At 45.5% G+C, this 19736-nt stretch carries 16 protein-coding genes; 11 read left to right on the forward strand and 5 right to left on the reverse strand.

All coding sequences use genetic code 11. From position 1 onward, the window contains the following. Positions 1–41: 41 nt before the first annotated feature. Positions 42–608, forward strand: a complete 567-nt coding sequence (locus J2Z28_RS25135; RefSeq protein ID WP_074095588.1) for a nitroreductase family protein — start codon at positions 42–44, stop codon at positions 606–608. Between the two features lie 18 nt (positions 609–626). Here the strand turns inward: J2Z28_RS25135 and J2Z28_RS25140 are convergent, their stop codons facing one another. Next, positions 627–2084: a 4-hydroxyphenylacetate 3-hydroxylase family protein gene (locus J2Z28_RS25140; RefSeq protein ID WP_211084740.1), complete on the reverse strand. Its 1458-nt coding sequence runs from the start codon at positions 2082–2084 to the stop codon at positions 627–629. 202 nt (positions 2085–2286) lie between these two features. Continuing rightward, positions 2287–2439, reverse strand: a complete 153-nt coding sequence (locus J2Z28_RS25145; RefSeq protein WP_074095586.1) for a DUF1540 domain-containing protein — start codon at positions 2437–2439, stop codon at positions 2287–2289. A gap of 345 nt (positions 2440–2784) precedes the next feature. On the opposite strand from J2Z28_RS25145, the gene J2Z28_RS25150 reads away from it, so the two are divergent. Further along, complete coding sequence (locus J2Z28_RS25150) at positions 2785–3597, forward strand: AAA family ATPase (protein ID WP_211084741.1); 813 nt, start codon at positions 2785–2787, stop codon at positions 3595–3597. A 96-nt stretch (positions 3598–3693) separates the two neighbouring features. Here the strand turns inward: J2Z28_RS25150 and J2Z28_RS25155 are convergent, their stop codons facing one another. After that, positions 3694–5160, reverse strand: a complete 1467-nt coding sequence (locus tag J2Z28_RS25155; RefSeq protein ID WP_211084742.1) for a HAMP domain-containing sensor histidine kinase — start codon at positions 5158–5160, stop codon at positions 3694–3696. After that, the gene (locus J2Z28_RS25160; protein WP_036613325.1) at positions 5145–5831 is read right to left on the reverse strand and encodes a response regulator transcription factor; all 687 of its coding nucleotides are present in this window, start codon (positions 5829–5831) and stop codon (positions 5145–5147) included. The genes J2Z28_RS25155 and J2Z28_RS25160 overlap by 16 nt, the downstream gene beginning before the upstream one ends. Before the next feature lie 192 nt (positions 5832–6023). On the opposite strand from J2Z28_RS25160, the gene J2Z28_RS25165 reads away from it, so the two are divergent. The 9 genes from J2Z28_RS25165 to J2Z28_RS25205 all read left to right on the forward strand — a co-directional run bounded on the left by J2Z28_RS25165 (position 6024) and on the right by J2Z28_RS25205 (position 18833). Next, positions 6024–6740 carry a YceI family protein gene (locus tag J2Z28_RS25165; RefSeq protein ID WP_036613327.1) on the forward strand — a complete coding sequence of 239 codons (717 nt, stop codon included), beginning with the start codon at positions 6024–6026 and terminating at the stop codon, positions 6738–6740. Positions 6741–6997: 257 nt separating this feature from the next. Continuing rightward, complete coding sequence (locus tag J2Z28_RS25170; protein WP_211084743.1) at positions 6998–11374, forward strand: glycosyl hydrolase 53 family protein; 4377 nt, start codon at positions 6998–7000, stop codon at positions 11372–11374. A gap of 200 nt (positions 11375–11574) precedes the next feature. Further along, positions 11575–12618 (forward strand): SPFH domain-containing protein, encoded by a 1044-nt coding sequence (locus tag J2Z28_RS25175; RefSeq protein ID WP_211084744.1) that lies wholly within the window; start codon positions 11575–11577, stop codon positions 12616–12618. A gap of 71 nt (positions 12619–12689) precedes the next feature. Continuing rightward, a complete protein-coding gene (locus J2Z28_RS25180; RefSeq protein ID WP_211084786.1) occupies positions 12690–13664 on the forward strand; it encodes a diacylglycerol kinase catalytic domain-containing protein in 975 nt (324 codons plus the stop codon). 83 nt (positions 13665–13747) lie between these two features. Continuing rightward, entirely contained in the window at positions 13748–14461 is a 714-nt protein-coding gene (locus J2Z28_RS25185) for a response regulator transcription factor (RefSeq protein WP_211084745.1), read from the forward strand. After that, complete coding sequence (locus J2Z28_RS25190) at positions 14458–15456, forward strand: sensor histidine kinase (RefSeq protein WP_211084746.1); 999 nt, start codon at positions 14458–14460, stop codon at positions 15454–15456. The genes J2Z28_RS25185 and J2Z28_RS25190 overlap by 4 nt, the downstream gene beginning before the upstream one ends. A 189-nt stretch (positions 15457–15645) precedes the next feature. Then, positions 15646–16416 (forward strand): ABC transporter ATP-binding protein, encoded by a 771-nt coding sequence (locus tag J2Z28_RS25195; protein ID WP_211084747.1) that lies wholly within the window; start codon positions 15646–15648, stop codon positions 16414–16416. Then, positions 16391–18349, forward strand: coding sequence for an ABC transporter permease (locus tag J2Z28_RS25200; RefSeq protein WP_211084748.1), 1959 nt, complete (start codon positions 16391–16393; stop codon positions 18347–18349). Before J2Z28_RS25195 ends, J2Z28_RS25200 begins: the two co-directional genes overlap by 26 nt. Before the next feature lie 142 nt (positions 18350–18491). After that, positions 18492–18833 (forward strand): cupin domain-containing protein, encoded by a 342-nt coding sequence (locus J2Z28_RS25205; RefSeq protein ID WP_074095577.1) that lies wholly within the window; start codon positions 18492–18494, stop codon positions 18831–18833. A 149-nt stretch (positions 18834–18982) separates the two neighbouring features. Here the strand turns inward: J2Z28_RS25205 and J2Z28_RS25210 are convergent, their stop codons facing one another. Further along, positions 18983–19684 carry a Crp/Fnr family transcriptional regulator gene (locus J2Z28_RS25210; protein WP_211084749.1) on the reverse strand — a complete coding sequence of 234 codons (702 nt, stop codon included), beginning with the start codon at positions 19682–19684 and terminating at the stop codon, positions 18983–18985. Positions 19685–19736 lie beyond the last annotated feature (52 nt).

Below are 19736 nucleotides of genomic sequence, written 5' to 3' on the forward strand. Positions count from 1 at the left end.
GGATAACGATATATCATGCAGATAGAGGAGGGGAAGTTGCCATGTCTACCGGTCTAAGTCAAGATATAAGCAGCAGCAAGAGACGTGCAGGAACTTGCGAATTCAGTCCGTTGCCAGTACCCCAGTCGGTTATACGAAAGTTGCTTGATGAAGCAGATCCTTCATTATATGTAATGAGTTCAGAACCTTGGAGGTTTATGTTGTTTGCAGGCGAAGGACGACAGCTTTATCTGGAAGCGGTCAGACAGAGCTATCCACCCCATCTGGCTGATCGCTACGGCGATTGGGCTACATATCAATACACGGAAGCAATTCCAACCCATCTGGTTGTCGTGGCGCCAAGAAATGCCCGTGAGGATGATCTTCTGCCGGCCAAAGCCTGGAGCAAACGCTTCAGTATTCTGGCTGCGGAACAGGGTTTGAATGCTGTCTGGAAGATCAATGATTATCAACAACATCCTGTGTTTATGAATTTGATGGGTTTGACAAGTGAAGAGAAGGTGCTGGGGGTATTCCATATCGGTTACGGAGACCAGCCTGCATTGCGGGATATGGATGCAAGCAGACCAGCCTCTGAACTGATGACGGTCTATGACCATCTGGTATAAAAAAATTCATTAGTTCTCTTATTTGCTGGTGTTGAATAGAAAATCACGAACGAGCTGACGATTCGTCTGATCTTTGTTGTAGACGGAGAACAGCCGATTGGATACCGTAAGGACATTGCCAAAAAAGAATCGTTCGAATTGGGTCTGTCTGCCCCCGAATGAACCAGACCCAAGCTCCCAGATCAGGCGGAACAGAGCGTTGCGTTCGTGAGAAGCCATATCGTTCCCCTTCAGATATATATTCAGTGAAGGAGCGATATCGGATTGAAACTCTTCTTCCTGAGGGATCATAATCACCCCGCTCGAACCCAAGAGCTGCAGAATTTCAATCATCTCAGGATAAAGTTTCGGAAAGAGGAGATTGGCTGCCATCAATGGTTTGGGTGCAGGTAATACAAATCCTCTTCCGTCTGGTATTGCACCTGCCTCCGCGGCCAAGGCCAAAGCTTTTAACGATTCAAGACCTGCGAACACACGTGCAGATTTCTCTATAACATGTGCTTCCGTATTCAGATCCAGCGTATCCGTGAGAAGCTGGATTGTACCGAGAACAAATTCCGTCTTGGCAATATAACGACACAATACCTGATGACCTGCGTGAATATGAAAGTTGCTACCACTGAAGAGACGCGAGGACATTTCCTCACTTCCTGCAAAAAATATCCGTTCATGCGGAACGAGCACCCGGTCAAAGATGACGATATTGTCCATTTCGTCATATCTGGAACTCAGGGGATAGTTGGTGTGAGATTCGGCTGCGTAGGTATCCCTGCATACCAGACTGATTCCCGGAAGATCATTGGGGACAGCAAAAGAGAATGCAAATGGATTTTCGTCATCAAATGGGGCGGGAGAAGGTGACGGATAGACAAAAATCTCATCCGAAGTGGCAGCTTGTGTAGCCATCATGAATGCTCCGCTAATAATGAGACCTTCCTCGGTTCGATCTACGACCTTTGCGGCAATAGCATCCTCAGTAGCATCCAATTGCCCTGAGATTTTGCTGGCATATGGCTGAATGAAGGCATGGGATAACGTGATATCATGATCACGGCAGTACGCATAATAATTTTTGAGATTTTCTGCATATTGGGGAGATAGTTCGTTCAGGAGATCGGCACCTGTGTAAAAGGACATTATGGCTGTATTCATGTAATCGGGTGAGCGACCAAGAAAGCCATGATGCACATTTGCCCAGATATTCATCCCTTCCCGTCGTTTACGGAGGTCGTCGGCACTGGTTGGAGGCAGGAAGGATATGCCCACAGGTTTGCCGTCTGCCGGGGAGGCATACGTCATCGTTTCTGCAAATTTAGGATCAGATTGCAGATCATACATGTACATCTGAGTCTCCATTAAACCAGCAAATGCTACATGTTCAGAGCGTTTTCCAGTAATAAGGTTACCTTTGTACCAGCAAGGGACGGACTGTGCATCAATTCGTTCGCGATACTGTGTGCCACTTTTAACAGGCATTGTTATTCACCTCTTGGTTCTAATCGTTCATAGGCATACTGACTTCTTACGTAGTGTACGTAGGTCATCTGTCCAATGTGCATTGAAGAGGTGAGAAGAATTTTTACAGAATAGGGCTTGATAATAATTATCATTCTTGTTACAATAGACAAAGAAAAAAGGAACCGGTAAGGGCTCCTTTAAGTGGATCAATTGAAATTACTTATTTTACTTCAAAAGTCTTGCAGTCTGTTTCAGCAGACTGACTTGCTTCTTTGGAACTGTGACTCACAATGTAGATCGAAGAAGCGTTACATTTGTTCTCTTGAGCCCAGTGACGACAGGAATTAACTTCACACAATACGTCTTTTGCCATGATTGTTAACCTCACTTTAATTGGATTACAGTCGTTGGTATAAAGAATCTGGATATAACAAGTTGCCGCTTGTCAATCTGGAAAATTTTGTTGCTCTCACGAAATTCGGAGGGCTTTTTTGCGTTATACACAACGATGCATACTTAGAATAGCAAATTTTATTGAAGCTTGCAACCAAATGCCCCCATCTGTGGCAAAATAGTGGACGTGCTGTGGTTATATTTGCAAAAAGGCAGTAGTATGTTATTATTTAATAGTAATAATTACGATTAAGAGTCTAATTGATTCTATATAACTTGAACTAAACATTTACACGAAACCATAAATGAAGGAGCATGTGAATACATGAGCAAAATAAACCATATGAACCGGATTCCCCGTGCGAAAGGGATCGATATGGCTGCTTTTTACACGCCGAAAGAGTGTAGACGCAAAGCCCAGCATATTGTATTTTCCGCTGAAAATGAACGCATCATTAATGAATTTATCACCATTCTGGGCATGAAAGAGAGGTTCAGAGAGCATGATGTATCAATCCCCAACAAAATGGTCATGTTCGGGCCTCCCGGTACGGGAAAAACATTAACGGCATCACATCTGGCGGAGCGCCTTGATCTGCCATTGGTTCTTGTGAGATTAGATGCGATCATTCATAGCCATCTTGGTGAGACGGGGAGTAACGTACGTAAGTTATTCGAATATGCACGAATGAATCCCTGTGTGTTATTTCTGGATGAATTTGATGCTATAGGCCGGACACGTGAGAGCAATGATGAAGTGAAAGAGATGGCTCGTGTCGTCAATACGTTGTTGCAATGTCTGGACGAATTCGATGGGGACAGTATTCTGGTGGCTGCGACGAATCTGGAAACCCAACTGGATCACGCCATCTGGCGGCGGTTTGATACGAAGATGACCTACGGTATGCCAGATGATGCAAGTCGCAGATTGTATATCAGCAAGTTGGTAGGGGCATTTGAACAGGAGAATCGACTGGAAGATTACATATGTGAACGCTTGACTGGGTGCAGTTATGCGGATATAGAGCAGATCGTTTTGAAAGCAAAGAGGAAAGCGATCATTGCCAGTAGTGCACTTCATAAGCAACTGATCTCGGATGCTTACGATGAATACAGACCACGTGTATTAGAGTGTTGATTGCTTCCATTCTGGATAAAGCAACAAAGAACCACGTTGAACTAGCCCAGTCTCCTGAATGGAGTTCTGGGCTAGTTGTCATGTTAGCGAGGTGCGTTACACCTTAACGGCTGCTCCGTATGCTGTTTCTGTAATCATAGCTTCTTGTGTTGCAGTCCAGCGTGGCAGGCTTAATCTGAACATGCTGCCTTCTGGGCTGCTGGAGACAAGTGTCAGTTCACCGCCCTGTTCCTGAGCGAGTAGCCGGCTATATGTTAATCCTAGACCTAGACCGCGGTTACGACGTTTTTTGAGTTCTCCACGATAGAACCGTTCGAAAATTTTGGGTTGTTCTTCGGCTGCGATGCCTGTGCCGTGGTCCTTAACATCAACATACAGCATCTGTTCTTCTGTACTTAGATAAATATCGAAGACAGCTTTCTGTTCAGGAGCTGTGGCATGAAGTGCGTTATTAAGCAAATTGACAATGATCTGCTGAATGCGGAGAGCATCCCCCAAGGTAAAGAAGCTAATCGGAGGGGCGTGCAGCTGAACCTCTGGCATTTTGTCCTCGTACGCAATCTTCCACTGATAGATGATCTCACCGACCAACAGTTTCAGATCCGTCCGTTCCTTTCGAACGGCAACACTTCCTGCAGCCATGGCGTTATAGTCAAGCAAATCTGCGACCATTCGCTCCATGCGTTCAGATTCCTTCAAAGCGATATCCAAAAATTCTTTACCTTCCTGTGGACTCACGACATCGTCACGTACTGCCATAACGAGCCCCTTGATGGAAGTTACTGGTGTCTTGAGTTCATGACTTACCCCTGCCAGCGAAAGTGTACGCCATTCTTCAAGTTGTTGGAGACGAGTAGCCATATCGCGAAATGAATTTACAAGTTCATTGATCTCACGTTCTCGTGTATTCAAGTCAAGACTCACATCATAATTGCCACCTCGAATCTGCTCAGCGGCATAAGCGACCTGACGAATCGGTCTGGATAACTTTTTGGACAGGAGATAGATTGTAAACCATCCACAGAGGATTAGTCCTCCGAGGATTAGAGCCACGAGCCATATCGTCTCTGGACCAAATGTAATGGATTGTTTGGACTGCATGACCCACACTTTGCCCAAGGTTTGATCGCCCTCGGATATGTTGACCGTTACACCTGCATATTTGTTGTTTCGCGGTTCAAGATAGTCGTCTGACAGTCTATAATGCACATCTTTTTGCTCCATTTTAGGCTGGGAAAAGATCAATTGATTGTTATTGTCCAAGATCATGACACAAAAATAATTATCTGTGTTGAATAGTTTCTCTCGCTTGGTTACCAGTCTGTCCAGATCGGGTGGAACTCGAAGCATATTATTCTCACTGGTCACTCGATCGGCAATCTCCAGACCAAGCAGTTCTGCGGTTTTGAGGCTTTTCTCAATGGAAGTTGTTCGAATCCAGTAGAGTGCCCCTGCCGCAATAATCGTGAAACCAATGCACAAAATGAGAAAATATCGCAGTGTCCAGTGTGACAGAATGGATATCGTTCGTTTGGGTTTCTTCTGTTTCAGTTGGCGATCCAAAATTGATACCCCATTCCTCGCAACGTCCGAATTTCTCCCGTCTCTGGCGACCAGTGGGAGAGGGCTTGACGTAGTCGTTTAATCGATAGATCCACAGCACGATCACTGCCATCATAGTCCATCCCCCATACCTGTTCAATAAGATGATCTCTGGTAAATGTACGATTCGGATAATCGGACAGGAAGAACAGTAACGACAGGTCACGAGGTGTGAGTGCAACCTCTGCACCGTTCAGCAGCACCTGCTTGGCAGCAAGATCAATGACGAGATTTCCAAAAGAACGCTTCTCTTCGCCACCTGAGGTCCAATGTGGATTACGGCGCAACACTGCATTAACTCTGGCAACCACTTCTTCCGGTACAAAAGGTTTGCTCATATAATCGTCAGCACCGGCATTTAGTCCGTTGAGACGGTCTGAAATGTCATCCAGTGCAGTTAGCATGATCACGGGACAAGCACTTTTTTCACGAATAATTCGCAGCAGATCCCATCCGTCCATTCCTGGCAGCATCACATCAAGTAATACAAGGGAAGGCGTTACGGTATCAAAAAGGGTAAGTGCAGTCGGTCCATCTGCTGCATGATGAACTTCAAATTCTGCTTTTCTCAGATAAGCAGCCAATACTCGTGCAATAGCTTGCTCATCCTCGACGATAAGTATGGATTTCAAAAAAAGCGTTCTCCTTTCGCTTTGTAAACTTGTACTGATTTTACATGAGCCAGAGCGTAAAGCCAATCCTGTATTACGGATTTCAAAAAAATATGTGACTTGTCTTATCTTGACTTCTTCCTGACACATTCAATTGATATGATTCACTCCAAGAAGCAACCTAAACAATTATGTACTGGAGGAAACATAGAGATGAACAAGAAAGCAAAAGCATGGCTTATTACAGGCGTAGCGGCGGTTGCCGTAATCGGTGGCGGTGGTTACTATATCACAAACAGTTACTTGGGGAACAACGTGGAGATTGAGCAGGTGCTTCCTGCGAGCACAGCGACTTCCACCACAGCTGTAGATAGCACAGGAACGGTTGTAGCCAATGAAACTGCTGGAGCAGAGCAACTGAACGGAGACTGGAGCATCAGCGAAGGTTCCAAAGTATATTTCTCCGTAACCACATCACAGGAGACCGTTAACTTTGTGGACGAGCAGGTAACAGGGAATTGGACAATTAATGTAGATGATGCTGCTCAGATGAAGGCAGAAGGACAGATCGAGATGGACGGAATTGATTCCGGGAATGGACAGCGTGATGGTCACGTGAAGCAAGCCGATTTCTTCGATGTCGCTACATATCCACAAGCTACATTTACAGCGACTTCATTTGAAGGGGTACCTGCGGAATGGCCTGTCGGTCAAACGGTTGATATCAAAATGAATGGTACGATTACGGTTAAAGGTATTGAAAAAGAAGTAACTTTTGATGCAAAAGCTGCTTATGAGAATAATGCAGTATTGTTGTCGGCGACATCGATGGTAACGTTCGAAGATTTCGGAATGGAAAATCCACACTCCGTTGTGCTCTCGACTGAAAATGATATCCAGGTACAACTTGAATTGAAACTTACTAAATAAGTGTAACAATGATCATATACCTGAGAATCTGTTCTGTTCTGCCTTAGGGTGGACGGACAGATTTTTTGCTTTCTTTTGCAAAATAGTGTGATTAATATAACTCAAATGTAACTGTCACAGGATCATATTGTTAAAATAACTGCTGTTTCCTTTGGATTATGCCGTGTTACCCATCACTATTAAGCGCTTACAATGAGGAGGATTCATAACATTCATTGATCCATGCACAATCAAACACAAAAAGGGGGAGATCAAGAGTGAACAAGAGGTACATAAGCGGGTGTCTGGTATTGCTGATGCTGTTCTGTGATCTGGGGCTGATGGTTCGTCCAGCGGCTGCAGAAGATGCAAAAGTGAACGTGGCACTTAACAAGGCGGTTTCGGTAAGCACAGAATATTTGGAGTGGGAGAGTAAAAAGGAGCACTTGGTTGATGGTAAAAGTGACACGCATTGGGCTGCTAAGGCTGGAGTGACAACGGAACAACCACAGTGGGCAATGATTGATCTGGGTGAAGACTACAATCTGTCCGGAGCGGAAATAACGTGGAGAGAAAACACGGTTGTGAAATATATGGTAGAAACGTCTGCTGATCAGCAGGTATGGACCAAAGTTGTTGATCAAAATGAAAATGCCGATTCCAAACAAATCGCTGATCTGACGTTTCAGCAGAAAGATGTGCGATACATCAGATTGAACATCTCCTTTTACAAGGGTGAGGGAGTTTGGCCGGAAATATTGGAGTTCAAAGTGTGGGGAGAAGCAGAAGGAACTGAACCAGCCAATATTAAAGGATATGATGAGATCGAAGTGAGAACGGTGACCAGAAGTGCGCCAATTCTGCCCAACGAGGTAAAGGCACAGTTTCAGAATGAAAAATCGGGAATGGTACCTGTGACTTGGGATCATATCGACCCTATGCAATACGCCTCTGCAGGCGAATTTACGGTAACAGGAGTTGTATATGGTGCGCCTCCAGAACCTCAGCTTAAAGCTAAGGTGATCGTTGAGGGATATCGTGCAGACTATGTTAGAGGTGTTGATATTTCCACGTTGACTGCCATTGAGGACAAAGGCGGCAAATACGTGGACAGCAACGGTACAGAGCGTGATTTGCTCGATATTCTCAAGGATCGCGGTGTCAATTACGTGCGTCTTCGTCTGTGGAATGATCCACAGAAATCAGGGGGATACAACGACAAGGACGATGTCATTCGTTTGGCCGAGCGGGTGAAGAAAAAAGGTATGAAGATCCTGTTGGATTTCCACTACTCGGATGAGTGGGCGCACCCGGGCCAGCAGCTTCGTCCCAAAGCTTGGGAAGGTCTTTCGCCCGAAGAGCTGAAGCAGGCCGTATACAACTACACGTATGAAGTTGTGCGAGAAATGAAAGCTAAGGGCGCCATGCCTGATATGGTGCAGATCGGTAATGAGATCAACAGTGGTGTTCTGAACGGCTTGAGCAGTGACGTGGATTTCGAGCAAAATGTTGCATTGCTAAAAAGCGGAGTTGATGCTGTACGTGCAGTAGAAGGAGAAATCATCGATAACGCGGATAAGGTGAAGATTATGATCCATCTGGCTGAAGGTGGCAAGGTGGATACGTTCAAATGGTACTTTAAAGAGTTAAGGGATGGCGGACTGGACTATGACATTATCGGACTATCGTATTACCCGTTCTGGCATGGGACGTTTGCTGATGTACAGAAAACGATGAATGAAGTGTCAGTCGAGTTTGGCAAAGATGTCATTATCGCTGAAACGTCCTATCCGTTTTCCTACAAAAACGGGGACGCTCATGGAAATATCATCGGATCGGACGAAGCGCTTCATGTAGGGGGAGCAGACTTCCCCGCAACCGTTCAAGGTCAATATGATGCCATCGCTGGCATTATGGACATGATTGCGAACGTGCCAGGAAATCATGGCGCAGGTTTTTTCTACTGGGAGCCAGCGTGGATTCCGGCGGGAGTAGGCTGGATTGCATCCGAAGGTAATGCATGGGAGAACCAAGCGATGTTTGACTACGATGAATTTCCGGCCAACGGCGGGCATTCGTATGAAGGCAGAGCGTTATGGTCCCTTGATGTGTACAAACGTGGATTGGGTCTTCTGCCCGCAGACCGCCAGCAACTTGATGCGGCACTTACACGAGCCGAATCATTGGTACAGACTGATTTTACTCCGGGAAGCTGGGTGACTCTGGCTCCGGCAATCTCGGCAGCGAAAGATGTATACCAACAGGCATACACGCCGGGCGGGGTAACTCAAGCAGATACAGATGCAGCGACAACAGCATTGGAACATGTGATGCAGCAGATGCAGGTTATCGCCCCGCAGCTTGACGAGCTCAGAGCTAAAATAGCGGAAGCGCGTACGTATCAGCAGCCTGACTGGTCTGCGGCCACTTGGGCGGTATTGACCAAAGCGCTGGAAGGCGCTGAGCAGGTCTTGAATGATCCAAGAGCAACACAGACGGATGCGAACACAGCGGTTAAACGTTTGCATGATGCCATTCAAGGTCTATCCAATGTGGACAAAACACAACTGCACCAGTACATTCAACAAATGCAGCAGCAGACTAAATCTTCCTATACACGCCGGAGCTGGTCTGTATTGGAACAGTCTTTGCAGGCAGCGATTCAGGTCCGAGATAACAATGGTGTTGTTCAGTCTGAGGTGAATTCAGCACTGAATACGTTGAAACAAGCCTTTACTAGTCTGGTCTCTCTGGAGGCTTTAACAACGGGAAAAACGGCAACGGCTTCAAGTAGTGCAGGGACAGGAGGCAATCAAGCCAACTCTCCTGAAGGTGCAATTGACAACAATCCGAACACTTCATGGGGAACAGACCAGAGTAAGGATAGCCGGTGGCAAGTGGATTTGGGTCAGGTTGCTAACCTCCGCAAAATCGAAATGTCGATGTGGAGTGGCGGCATCAAATATACGATCGAAGTGTCCAACGATAACAAAAATTTTATGAAAGTAGTGGACACTACAAGTGATGTTGTTGTATCGACCGCACCTAGCCATGTACTTCCAGAAGGCACGGAGGGACGTTACATTCGGGTAACGATTAAAACAGGTCCCACATGGGTAGGATTCATGGAATTTGAAGCATACGGTACGTTCCCAGCAGACAAATCGGCACTGCAAACTACTGTAGATACCGCTGAGAAATTAAAACAAACCGAATACACGACATCAAGCTGGAATGTATTCAGTAAGGCGCTCTCTGAAGCGAAGGCATTCATTCTGGATGTTGAATCTTCAATGCAAGATGTGAAAAATGCGGATCGTGCGTTACAAGATGCTGTGAGTAAGCTTGTACGTCAAGATGTAACACCTGGCCCTGGCCAGCCATCACAACCAAGTGTACCATCACAACCTTCCAATCCGGGAACAGCTCCTTCAACGGGGAATCCGGCTGTAACACCACCGGTTGAACCTGGTAATCCGCCAGTTAAGGGTCTAATAACGGTAAAAGGAACAGCAACCGGGGATGACAAGTATTCGATTCGTCCAGATGTATCCCTATTAACTCAGGCACTGCAATCCATGGATGCAGGAAATCGTACGTTGAAGCTGCTTGCAGATGTACCCGACACAGCCAAGACAGTCACATTCCAGTTGGCTGCAAGTCAGCTGGCAGCATGGATTCGTTCCGAGGAAGTAAAATCTCTGGATGTAGTTGTAGGACAGACTACCGTTCGTGTTCCTCTGAGATCACTCCCGCTAACCATTTCGGAGACTGCGGGAACGTTCGACATCGTAGTAGCAAAAGGATCGACAGATACATTGTCCACATCGCAAAAAGCAGCGATCGGTAATCATGCTATTGTCGATGTGAATCTGTTAATGAACAATAAGCCATTGCAATGGACAAACAGAGCGGTTGAAGTTGCCCTATCCAATGTAGAGCAACCTAAAAAGAATGATGTAGTTATGGTTGTACATTCCATATCCACAAGTGGAGAAATGAAACCTGTTACGTATTCCAAGTACGATGACAAGACCAAAACGATGACGTTCAAACCGCTGGAATCCAGCAGTTATGTCATTGCAGAAGTTGAAGTGCCATTAAATGATCTGCAAAATTACAATTGGGCTCTCCAAGAGGTGCAGAACCTATATGGTAAAGGGATTATTACGGGGATGAGCGCAACTCGTTTTGCCCCACAAGGTGAACTGACCAGAGCACAATTTTTGCAAATGATTATTAAAGGTATTGGTGATACACGCCAGCCGGATCCATCTATTTCGGTCCCAACAGATGTGAAGGAAGGGCAGTGGTATGCCGATTCAGTACGACTTGGAATTGAAATGAACATTATTCAAGGCCGAGCAGATGGAAGCTTTGGAGCGAATGAACGTATTTCACGAGAAGATATGGCCGTTATGCTGAACAGAGCACTGAAGGTTGTGCAGCGTGAGGATGCGACCAATTCTGCACAAGGAAATATGGTGTTTGTAGACAATGCTGAGATCGCCGGATATGCAAAAGAAGCTGTAGCCTCGATGCAACAACTTGGACTGCTAAATGGCATGCCTGATGGCACGTTTGCTCCGAAAGAAACAGCGAACCGTGCACAGGGAGCTGTTGCAGTCGCCAGACTGATGGAACATCTGTATTAGAAAATAACAAAGCAGGTAAAGAGATCGGATCATATGATTCGGTCTCTTTATTTTTTGCGGAAAAAATGAGGTTCAGACTTCATCCCCCTCTCTAAATAGGCATATAAACATTTTGTTAATGTCGTATTGACAATATCGAATTCATTTGTTATCATTTCGATAATATCAAAACGACAATATTAAGAAATGGGGAATGAGCTATGTTTGGATTCCGATTTGCGAAATTTCAACCCAGTGAGTATGTCATGAAAGTGAAAAATGGTGAGGTACAACGTCAAGGAGTTGGATTGTCCTTCTATTATTATGAGCCGACCACATCGGTAGTGGTTCTACCCGTGTCCTCGGTGGATGTACCATTCATGTTCGAAGAGATTACAGCAGACTATCAGACGGTTACTGTGCAGGGGCAATTAAGCTATCGCATTGTGGATTATTTGAAAATAACCCAGAGCCTGAATTACACGTATAATTTGCGCAAGAATCGGTATATCTCCGACGACCCCGGTAAACTGGACCAACGGGTGATCACCACAGCGAAAGTACTTACCAAGAAACATCTGGAGCAAATGCCGCTGAAAGAAGCTATTCAATCCAGTGAACGTTTGGCAAGCAGCATGAAACGCGAGGTTGTACAAAGTGAAGAGTTGGAGAAATTGGGCGTTGAGTTGATGAGTCTATCGATTCTTGCCATTCTGCCTAATAAAGAGACGATGCGTGCATTGGAAGCACAAGCGCGGGAAGAGATTTTGCGTCAGGCAGATGAAGCGCTCTATGTACGTCGCAATGCCTCCATTGAACAGGAAAGACGAGTGAAAGAGAACGAACTGAACACCGAAATTGCCGTAGAGACGAAGAAACAGCAGATTCGTGAGACCCAATTGCAGACAGAACGCTCGGTGAAACAGAAACAAAACGAGATGGAGCAGGAGCAGCTTCAGTTCAATACAGCGATGGAGGAACGGAAGCAGCAACTGATTGAGTTAACTATTGCTAATCACAATGCCGAAGCAGATGCCAAAGCCTATGAGATTGCTGCCGTAATGAATTCATTGCAAAATGTACAGCCGAATATACTGCAAGCAATGGCGAATATGGGCATGAATTCTGATAAGCTGATCGCACTAGCGTTCCAGGAACTGGCTGAAAATGCGGGCAAGATTGGGCAACTTAATATCTCGCCGGATCTGTTACAGGGATTGATGTCTCCTGCGCCGGGCAGAGATCAGGGAGGTCAAGCGAGATGAGATTAGGAAGAAGAGAGCAAGCAGAGCAGGCAGGGAAATCTGTACGTCAGCAGCCTGCGGCGGATGATCGAATGAGCGAACACAAGCTGATTCTGGTGAAGCGCCGGACCCGACTAGAGGAACTGGTGGTTCGATATAACACGGTGCAGCAAGCTCAGTTCTATATTGAACGTCTGGGCGCAGACTTCAGTGATTATATGGAGGAAGACCGTCGTTATCGACTATCTGTGCAGCAGGCACAGCAGCAACTGGGTCAATTGGGACGGGTTCAGACGATTGATCGAGAACATGTGCCCAATTTTATCTTTGGAGAGCAGGATATCGTGGTCGTGGTTGGACAGGATGGGCTTGTAGCCAACACCCTCAAATACGTAACCGAGCAGCCACTCATCGGTGTGAACCCGGACCCGATGCGTTGGGACGGGGTGTTATTACCTTTTACCGTGGAGGATCTCAGCTTCATTGTTCCTGATGTCATTCGAAAGCAACGAACCTTGAAAGAAGTCACTCTCGCCAAAGTTGAACTCAATGATGGACAGTATCTATATGGTGTGAACGATCTGTTCATTGGTCGAAAGACACATGTATCGGCTCGTTATGGAGTGCGTTTAGGTTCATCCGCAGAACAACAATCCTCTAGTGGCATTATTGTATCCACAGGCATGGGTTCGACAGGCTGGTTAAAAAGTGTGCTGGCCGGAGCCACTGGAATTGTAGGGTCCGCTGCATGGCAGAACCTGAACTCTGAAGGTGAGGTTGCTACAGCATCGGCATCCATTCATGGAAGCAGACAGGAGCAGAATCATTTTAACTGGGATGCGCCTTACTTATATTTTTCAGTACGTGAACCGTTCCCGAGCCGGACGACTGCGGCCAATCTGGTGTTTGGACAGATTCATTCGAAGCAACCATTGCATATTGTATCCCAGATGCCGGAGGACGGTGTTATTTTCAGCGATGGGGTCGAGCAGGATTTTCTTGAGTTTAATTCAGGGGTGGAAGCTATCATTGGGTTGGCAGAGAAGAGGGGGCGTCTCGTGGTCTAAACCTTTATTTTCAAGCCGTTTCCGACTAGAATGGGTAACTAGATGTGATACACTGACGTCAGGAAACGGAAAGAGGGTTAACGATGCAGTCGATATTGTTGGTTGAAGATGATGCCAAGTTAGCAGGATTGCTGGCGGCTTATCTGACCCGAAATGGATTTCAGGTACAGGTCACAGGTGATTTTCGTCATGTACTGGATGAATTTGTGGAAGTGAAGCCGGACCTTGTGCTGATGGATGTGAATTTGCCTCAATATGATGGATACTACTGGTGCAGGCAGATACGCACACATTCCATATGTCCCATTTTATTCATATCAGCTCGGGATAGTGGTATGGATCAGATTATGGCGTTGGAACATGGAGCGGATGATTATATTACAAAACCTTTTCAATATGAAGTCGTTCTTGCCAAAGTCCGTAGTCAGCTGCGCAGAGCCTATGGTTCTTACGCTGCTGTTCAACAGGAAGTGAAGGTGAAGAATGGTCCCATGATCCTTTATCCTGAGCGATTTGTATTGGAATATGATGAGCGTTCTACTGAGCTAACACAGAAGGAAGCGATACTGGTGGAAGCGCTGATGGCGAAGGAAGGGCGAGTTGTCAGCCGAGAAAAATTGTTAGAACAGATGTGGGAAGATCAGCATTTTATTGATGATAATACGTTGAATGTCTATATTACACGTGTTCGCCGGAAGTTGAAGGAGCTGGGTGCAGAAGAGATTTTGGAGACGGTTCGCGGAGCGGGTTATCGTGTGTTGGATCTGGATTCGTCCTCACAGGGGAAAGGGAAATGAGACTGTTCCTGAAAGACCACCAGATGTTAGTTGGATTTTATGTGTTACAGATGCTGCTGGTTCCGTGTGTCTACTGGCTCTCTGGTGAGGGTCGTCCGATGAAGATTGTCCTTTATGGCATGCTGATCAGTACTGTTGTGCTGTTGGTCTATCTGGTCATACGTTACTTCCAGCTGCAAGCGTATTATCGTCTGCTTGAACAACCACGAAAACTGGTAAACGAGCCTTTCCAAACGCTTGGAAATTCGGTCGTGGCGGAAGCCATCCAGGAATTATTACATGAACTGGAGCGTAATCGGCAGAACGAGATGGGTCAGTTACGTACCAGTAAGGAACAGCAGGTGGTATTCATGAATCGCTGGGTTCATCAGATGAAGACCCCGTTGTCTATTATCCAACTGACCTTGGAAGATGTAGAAGATGAGACGGCGGGCAGTATTCAGGATGAGCTGGATAAGCTGCGCAAAGGACTTGAAATGGTCTTGCATTCATCAAGGCTTGAACAGTTTGAAGGGGATTTTCGTGTGGAGCTGTTGTCTTTGCAAGAAGTGCTTCGGAGTAGCATTGCAGAGAACCGACGTTTGTTTATTCGCAGAGGCATTACACCGGATATTCGTATGGAGGGTGACCTTCAGATCTACAGTGATTCCAAGTGGCTGCGGTTCATGTTCACCCAGATTTTGACCAATGCCGTGAACTATTCCGATAGCAAATCAGGCAAAAAAGTGATCATTACCGGCTATAAACAGGAAGAGCGTACAATCCTGGACATTCAGGATGAGGGAATCGGCATCTCGTCCGAAGATATTCATCGCGTGTTTAATCCCTATTTTACAGGCGAACGGGGCAGACAATACCACGAATCTACGGGAATGGGATTATATCTGGTCCGTGAGATCAGTGCCCGCCTGGATAACCGTGTTGAGTTGTTTTCGGAGCCGAATGAGGGAACGTTGGTCAGATTCAGCTGGATTCATTCGAAATATCCGAAGTGAAAAGTGCTTTGCCCATGGGCGAGGTGCTTTTTTTAATGCACAGAAGTGTGATAGAGAAGGCAGGGGAACAGAACCTTAAACGCATTGTAAGGGAAGTTTAAGGTAATTCGATAGCACCGTTACGGGAGGTCAGTTAGGATAAGAATAGAATTAACGTATAAAGAATGATGGATCAGGAGGGAATTACGCATGGAAATGTTACAGGTATCGGGACTGAACAAAGTATATCAGGGCAAAGTGCAGACTCAAGCCCTTAGTGATATTCATCTGACAATCAAGCAAGGTGAGTTTGTGGGCTTTATGGGTCCGTCTGGCAGTGGCAAAACCACTTTGTTAAACATGGTCTCTACTATTGATGAACCCAGCTCAGGCAAGGTGCTCATTAATGGCATGAATCCTTTTGGTATGAAAAAGAAAGAACTTGCCATGTTCCGGCGTCGGGAACTCGGATTTGTCTTTCAGGATTTCAATCTGTTGGACACGCTGACTGTTGCTGAGAATATTGTACTTCCATTGACACTGGACAAGGTCAAACTAAAGGAGATGGAGAGCAGACTACATCGCATTACAGCGAAGCTCGGGATTGATCATATTCTGGATAAACGAGTCTACGAAATTTCGGGTGGACAGCGACAACGAACAGCCATTGCGAGATCCATGATCAATATGCCTTCGATTGTTTTGGCGGATGAACCCACCGGTGCATTGGATTCCACTTCATCTCAGGCCGTCATGGAGTCCCTGGAACAGATTAATCAGGAGGAGAAAACGACCATTATGCTGGTTACACATGATCCCCTTGCTGCAAGTTATTGCAACCGAATTGTGTTCATCAAGGACGGAAAACTGGCAGCCGAGGTACACCGCGGGGATAATCGACAGACGTTCTTCCAGCGGATCATTGATACTTTATCTTTCTGGGGAGGGAATTCACATGAGCTTTCCTCAGTTCGCGTTTAATAACATCCGCCGTAATGGGCGAGCGTATATTGCTTTTTTTCTAAGTAGTGTGTTTATGGTCATGATCTTCTTCGCTTATGCGGTATTTATCTATCATCCATATGTGGCAGAGTTGCCAATGGGTGACACAACCGCTACGGGAATGCAGATCGCTTCGATTATCGTGTATGTGTTTGCATTTTTCTTTGTTATGTATTCCATCAGTGCTTTTCTCAAATCACGGAATAAAGAGTTTGGCATTCTGACCATACTTGGTGCAGAACCCGCACAGATTCGGAGATTGGTCATTCTGGAGAATATGTTGATCGGCTCCCTGTCCATTATTGCCGGTATCGGCGGAGGTATGTTGTTGTCCAAGTTGTTCCTGATGTTAACTACTCGTTTTATCGGGATGGATGATCTGCCCTTTTATTTTCCCGTGAAAGCGATTCTGATTACGATTGGAGCCTTTCTGTTATTATTTTTCTGCATTTCACTTTTTACATTGTTTTTTATCGGAAACAAACGAACGTTAGAACTTTTGACGGGAACCAACAAACCTAAAAAAGAGCCCAAAGCTTCATGGTTCTTCTCACTTCTGGGTTTTGCATTACTTACAGTAGGTTTTGTGGTACTCCGTAACGGGTTAAATGGCGGAACAATCATGCTTGCAGCAGTAACAGGGATAGCCGGGACGTATTTTTTCTATTCACAACTTTCCGTGCTCATCATCCGTTTATTGAAGCGTAATCGTAAAACGGTATGGCATGGTACACGTCTGTTGTGGATCTCAGAGATGAGCTATAAAATGAAGGATAATGCCCGCATGCTCTTTATGGTGACCGTGGTGATTGCGATTGCTTCAATGAGTGCAGTTGTAATTTTGTCACTGGATCAGGAGAACCGGGAACAATTTACGAACAATGATTTTCCAATTCAATACAACGTATTCAGACCAACAGAACAATTGGATATGAGCGCTATTGATTCGAAACTTGAAGCCGCAGGCTTGGATTATCAACAGATATATCTGGAATATTTGTGGTCCTCTGCAGATCAGAGTGCTGTCTCGGTTATGCCGCTTAGTCACTACAACCAATACAATCTGACACAAGGGAGAAAGATGTTCCAATTGGATACCGGATCCGCCTTATTTGTGGATACCCGCAATGAGAAGGATCAGGGTCAGATCGAGCGCAACAGATTTCGTAATTATGCGAAGGGAGACAAGTTGACGTTGAATCTGAACGATAGCCCACTGGAAGCTCGGGTTACGGATACAGATATCGATCCACAGTTTGGAACCCTACTCTATGCTACAGGTGTAGTTGTCCTCCCGGATGAGAAGTATGAAGAGATTGCTCAACAGATCAAAGAAAATATGATATCTGGTAAATATCTGTATCAGATCCCTGCATGGGGCCATGCTGTACCTGATCGCCACTCTTCGGAAGCCATGGTTAGCGATCAGCTTCTATCCTCCGCGGATTCCATTCGAAGCAGCAACGCTTCAACGGATAACCACTCTGGATATCTGAGTACGCGGTACGGTGATTTTGAAAGATTCAGACAGGCTACAGCACTCTTCACCTTTCTGGGCATATTTATCGGATTAATCTTCTCGATCTCTTCTGCAAGCTTTTTGTATTTCAGACTGCATACCGATCTTGAAGCGGATGGAAAGATGGTGCATTCTCTTTCGAAAATGGGTCTCAGTTTCCAGGAAATGAAACGATCATCCACCGTTCAGATTGCCATCCTGTTCTTCTTACCGATCGGGGTAGCTATCATTGAAACTTTGGTCGTGGTTAAGCCATTTCTTACTGAATTCGGTATTACCAATTATACGATGCCGGTGTTGACTGTTTTTGGTGCCTTTGTCCTTGCACAGACGTTTTATTTCATCATTATACGTTCGAGATATATCGCTTCTCTGCGCAAAATGATGGTGTAACCATCTTAGAAACAAACGGTCATAAGGACCGACCATGATTTGTTCATTGCCCGCATTTCTTGATTCAGATCAAGGAAACGCGGGCTTTCTTGCGATAAGATGAATGTATTCACAGATTATATTATCGAGGAGGACGATTATCATGAGTATTACGTCATTGCAAGAAGTCAAAACATTCAGTGAGGACCGTTTCACGAAACGGGTTTTATTCCAACAGGGTGGTGGAGTGACCTTTGTACTTCATTTTCTGCCAGGTCAGCAGCTTCCCGTTCATAAACATCCGGGCACAGACGTTATTCTACTGGTAGTCGAAGGTACAGGCACACTTATTCTGGATGAAAAAGAACAAGCGGTGAAACAAGAGGATGTGATCCATTGCGGCGGTGAAGTAGAGTTCGCATTCCATAATACAGGAGATCAGGAGGTTCGTTTGTTCGTGGTGTTAAACAAAGTGCCAGCAGCATCCTATGCAAAGGACATCTAACATCTAATATCAAGGAATCGATAGAATGATTCACTGATCGGTACTTAATATGAAGGGAAACTCTTTTCTGGAGTTTCCTTATTTATTTTTTTCAAGAATACTCTTCTCCAAGCAAAACAAAACAAAAAGCATACCTGGGTGCAGGGTGGTCACGCATCCCTTTGTTGTTTCAAAGCTTGCAAATCATGAATAATGATCCGGCTGCGATCCACTTCGAGAAAATTCTCTTTTGTAAGCTGGTTTAAAAGCCGATTCGCTGTTTCCCTTGTAGTTCCAATGGAGTTGGCAAACTCCTGATGTGTCATGGGCAGGTTGATGATAACTTGGTCTTCATGTGTCTGTCCATGCTGATCTGCGAGCATGAGAAGGAAGGAAAGCACACGATTGCGTACATCCTGGCCAGAGAGCACCTGCAATTTATCCTGTAATTCTCTTATTTTGTCACCGAGTACACGCATAATTTTGATCGCAATTGAAGGTGTGCTCAGCATTAATCGTTCGAAAAGTCGGACAGGTATGGCTAGTAGTTCGGTAGGGGTAATGGCTTCTGCGGTAGCCGGGTAAGGGTGCGCATTAAAAAAGCCGGTGTGTGGGAACATATCTCCTGTTTTGAGGAAAGAGACGATCTGTTCATGCCCGTTCTCATCGGTTTTATAAGCCTTTACAATGCCGGTACGGATGAAAAAGACAGCTTCTTTTTCGCTTCCTTCGCTGAAAATAACCGATTTCTTCTGAATGCTTCTGGAAATGGCGATATCTTCGACTTGCTTTAATTCCTCGGGGCTAAAGTCCTGGAAGATGGGGAACTGTTGTAGAAACTCCGCTGTTGTATCTTTGTTTACCCTACTCATGAGAATCTCTCCTCTCTGTGTTCATAGTTCTGAACGACGACATCATTTCATC

It is taken from the genome of Paenibacillus xylanexedens, assembly GCF_017874615.1.
Lineage (GTDB): Bacteria > Bacillota > Bacilli > Paenibacillales > Paenibacillaceae > Paenibacillus > Paenibacillus xylanexedens.

Bases quoted from the DNA above. Each gene is read 5' to 3' on its own strand.
- J2Z28_RS25135 (WP_074095588.1), top strand. From the start codon at position 42: ATGTCTACCGGTCTAAGTCAAGATATAAGCAGCAGCAAGAGACGTGCA.
- J2Z28_RS25140 (WP_211084740.1), bottom strand. From the start codon at position 2,084: ATGCCTGTTAAAAGTGGCACACAGTATCGCGAACGAATTGATGCACAG.
- J2Z28_RS25145 (WP_074095586.1), bottom strand. From the start codon at position 2,439: ATGGCAAAAGACGTATTGTGTGAAGTTAATTCCTGTCGTCACTGGGCT.
- J2Z28_RS25150 (WP_211084741.1), top strand. From the start codon at position 2,785: ATGAGCAAAATAAACCATATGAACCGGATTCCCCGTGCGAAAGGGATC.
- J2Z28_RS25165 (WP_036613327.1), top strand. From the start codon at position 6,024: ATGAACAAGAAAGCAAAAGCATGGCTTATTACAGGCGTAGCGGCGGTT.
- J2Z28_RS25175 (WP_211084744.1), top strand. From the start codon at position 11,575: ATGTTTGGATTCCGATTTGCGAAATTTCAACCCAGTGAGTATGTCATG.
- J2Z28_RS25180 (WP_211084786.1), top strand. From the start codon at position 12,690: ATGAGCGAACACAAGCTGATTCTGGTGAAGCGCCGGACCCGACTAGAG.
- J2Z28_RS25185 (WP_211084745.1), top strand. From the start codon at position 13,748: ATGCAGTCGATATTGTTGGTTGAAGATGATGCCAAGTTAGCAGGATTG.
- J2Z28_RS25190 (WP_211084746.1), top strand. From the start codon at position 14,458: ATGAGACTGTTCCTGAAAGACCACCAGATGTTAGTTGGATTTTATGTG.
- J2Z28_RS25195 (WP_211084747.1), top strand. From the start codon at position 15,646: ATGGAAATGTTACAGGTATCGGGACTGAACAAAGTATATCAGGGCAAA.
- J2Z28_RS25200 (WP_211084748.1), top strand. From the start codon at position 16,391: ATGAGCTTTCCTCAGTTCGCGTTTAATAACATCCGCCGTAATGGGCGA.
- J2Z28_RS25205 (WP_074095577.1), top strand. From the start codon at position 18,492: ATGAGTATTACGTCATTGCAAGAAGTCAAAACATTCAGTGAGGACCGT.
- J2Z28_RS25210 (WP_211084749.1), bottom strand. From the start codon at position 19,684: ATGAGTAGGGTAAACAAAGATACAACAGCGGAGTTTCTACAACAGTTC.